This is a genomic window from Microcystis sp. LE19-84.1B (genome assembly GCF_027531875.1).
Lineage (GTDB): Bacteria > Cyanobacteriota > Cyanobacteriia > Cyanobacteriales > Microcystaceae > Microcystis > Microcystis panniformis.
The window spans coordinates 1-2839 of sequence record NZ_JAPZSR010000476.1; the positions used below are offsets into that span (position 1 = coordinate 1).

Consider the following 2839-nt stretch of genomic DNA (forward strand, 5'->3'; position numbering starts at 1 on the left):
GTCTCGGTTAGATATATTTCTACTTGCGCTTTTTCTTCTGGAGGGATGTTTAACATGAAATTTTTCCGATTTTTTCTCTCTATTCTCTCATAATTCTCTCAATGAGTATTTATACTCGCTCTTAAGTGGGATGCACCCATCGCCGCAGTCTTCTTGATTCTGAAGTATGGGAACAAGTTAAACAAGTCTTACCTTCATTAAATCTAGAGCCTAAAGAGGCTAATTCTATCGTTGATGAAATCGTCAAACGCAGTGGATTATTGCTTCGCATTGATGGCGGACAGCGTTATTATTTTCCTCATCTCACTCTACAAGAATATTTCGTAGCAGCAGCTTTAACAGACAAACAAGCTGAATTAATTAAAAAATGGCAAAATGCTCCTAGCGACTGGCTAGAAATTGTCAAGTTATGGTGTGGATTGGCAAACAATAGTACGGCTTTAATTACGGCGGTATATCAACAAGATCCACTGACAGCATTTGAATGTCTAGCAGATGCTCAAGAAGTAACACCAGAAGTTGCTCAGGAGATTATAGATTATTTTAAAACACAATTGAGAACCGATGAATCAATTTGTAGTGCTTTTGGCTCAGTCGCCGCCGATTTGCGTCGTCCCAGAGGGAAAGCATTATTCGATTTTTTAGTTGCTAGTTTAGATAATTCAGCCAGCCAAAAAGCAGCGGCTCAAGCCTTATCCGCCACTAATTTGCCTCAAGCAGTAGAAAAATTAGTTATTTACTATGATCCCAATCAACCCCATTTTATAGAAGTGCGAGAAGCGTTGATCAGAATGGGAGGTTTAGCAGTCAATCAACTAGAATCTTTAGCTCGAAAAGGCTCTATAGAAGCAATGGATGATCTAGTTAAAATTGCCATACCAGAAGCGGCTGAGGCACTTGCAAGATTGCAGGAAGATCCGAACTTAAGCGGAAAAGTAAGTTTTCGACTTGCAGCACTGTTGAACGAGTTAGAAGATAGTCAAGCTGAACGCAATCGCACTCTATCATAAAGGAAAACTAATGCTATTCAGATTCATTCGCCGACTAAAAAATCGAGCCGTAAAACAAAAGCGCCAGCCACAAGAGGTAATCGAAACAGACTTAAATTGGATTTGGCAACCTTTTGAAAATTCAAGCACTTTGCAGTTCTCTGCTACTGTCAAGAAAATTGCTGCTGCAATTATTGGAAGCTCTGCTGATGATATTCCTAAAATCACTTTTGAACTCGATCCTCGGTTAGTCATTCCTTTATGTGCGATTCAGTTACAAGATGAAATTAATCTGACTCAATTAAGTTCTTTTAAAAATGAATTAGAATCAGTTTCAATTAAAAATTTAGCTGCTAAAATAGAGTTTGTTGATCGAGTTTTAAGTAAAATCAATCCAAAGCAGCGTTGGTTATATTTATTTAATAGTCTGACACCTGAATTACAATTTGCCTTACTGTCTCGCTTAATCAACTGCCGCCGCCCCACAAGAAACGACTGGCGCAATCTTTTTAAGAAGATAGAATATCAGTTTAAAAAAAGCCGAGAATATCTAATTGTTTTAACTATTGTCTTCTTGCTTTCTCTTGGATCTTTAATTGAAATATTCGCTATCATGTACAGTCAGCCAAAAAGTTGGGTTAATGGCTTGATGGCAATCACAATTGCTGTTGTGCTGTATTTTTTGATAGTTTTATGGCGAGAAATTATACTCGAAAAAGATAAATCAGAGCCAACTTCATTGATGCAATTGGGCTTACTGGGACCCTGGACGTTTTGCCGAGAATGGTATCGACAACTCAGAAAAAACCTACTTTGGGCAGGGGTGACAGAGTATGAGCTTGCGGATGTGAATGCGGCTGTGGCCGTGGTTGTGGCTGTGGTTGGGACTGTTTTTGTGCCTGTGGTTGGGGCTGTGGTTGTGGCTGTGGTTGGGTCTAGAGCTTGGTTTATAGCTGTAGTTGGGGCTGTGGTTGGGGCTATGTATGGGGCTATGTATGGGGCTGCTTTGGTTGGGGCTGGCTCTAAATCTAAATTTGGAATCTGGGGCGCGGCTGTGTCGGTTGGGATTGTGGCTGTGTATTGGGCTGTGGTTGGGTCTATATATGGGGCTGGTTTGGTTGGGTTTATAGATGGGTTTTGGGCGGTGACTGGGGCTTGGTTTGGCGCTGTAGCTGGGTTTTGGGCTGTAGCTGGGTTTATAACTGTGGTTTGGGCTGTAGCTTTGGTTTCGGCTGTAGTTTGGGCTGTGGTTGTGGCGGTGACTGGGGTGGTGGTGGTGGCTGGATCCGTTGGGGCGGCGGCTGTAGCTGTCGCGGTGGCTGGCGCGGTGGCTGGGGTTATTGTCTTTGGTTTGGGAATTTGGTATCTGGCTAAAGAAAAAACAGATTTAGGATGGGTGCGATTCTTGTCGATATTGGCTTTTCCCTGGTTTTGTTGGTTGCCCATTGTATTTGGGTTTACCTCTTTTGCTCTGTATCATCGCCTATCTTGGGAATGGCAATCAATATCCCTATTTTGGCTAGTTATCTTCGGATTTTGTACTGTCCTTTGGGTGCGAGGTAAAAAATTAGAAGAAAAAGCCCGCAACCCCCTCAGAGGCGTTTTAGATGGGCAGTGATAGTCCCCCAAACAGTAGTAAACTTGACGATGTTATAGAAATTCTTCTACTGTTGAGATACAGTGAACAGTAAGCAATGAAATGATAACTGATAAGGGACTTGCGCTTTGATAATGTACCTTTTGGGCGAACGCAGTTCGCCCCTACATTGTGGACAAAATCCGTTACTGTAGGGGCGCAAAGCTTGCGCCCTCCGATCGATTGGGATATTATTCCCACGCAAGTCCCTAAG

Annotated in this window: 1 protein-coding gene and 1 pseudogene; both read left to right on the plus strand. The window is 42.4% G+C overall.

Going from position 1 to position 2839, the window contains the following annotated elements; all coding sequences use genetic code 11:
• Positions 1-140: 140 nt before the first annotated feature.
• Positions 141-1010 (plus strand): annotated as a pseudogene (locus tag O9324_RS26435) (NACHT domain-containing protein); the annotation flags it as partial.
• 10 nt (positions 1011-1020) lie between these two features.
• Positions 1021-2607 (plus strand): hypothetical protein, encoded by a 1587-nt coding sequence (locus tag O9324_RS26440; protein WP_288141765.1) that lies wholly within the window; start codon positions 1021-1023, stop codon positions 2605-2607.
• Positions 2608-2839 lie beyond the last annotated feature (232 nt).

Bases quoted from the DNA above. Each gene is read 5' to 3' on its own strand.
- O9324_RS26440 (WP_288141765.1), top strand. From the start codon at position 1,021: ATGCTATTCAGATTCATTCGCCGACTAAAAAATCGAGCCGTAAAACAA.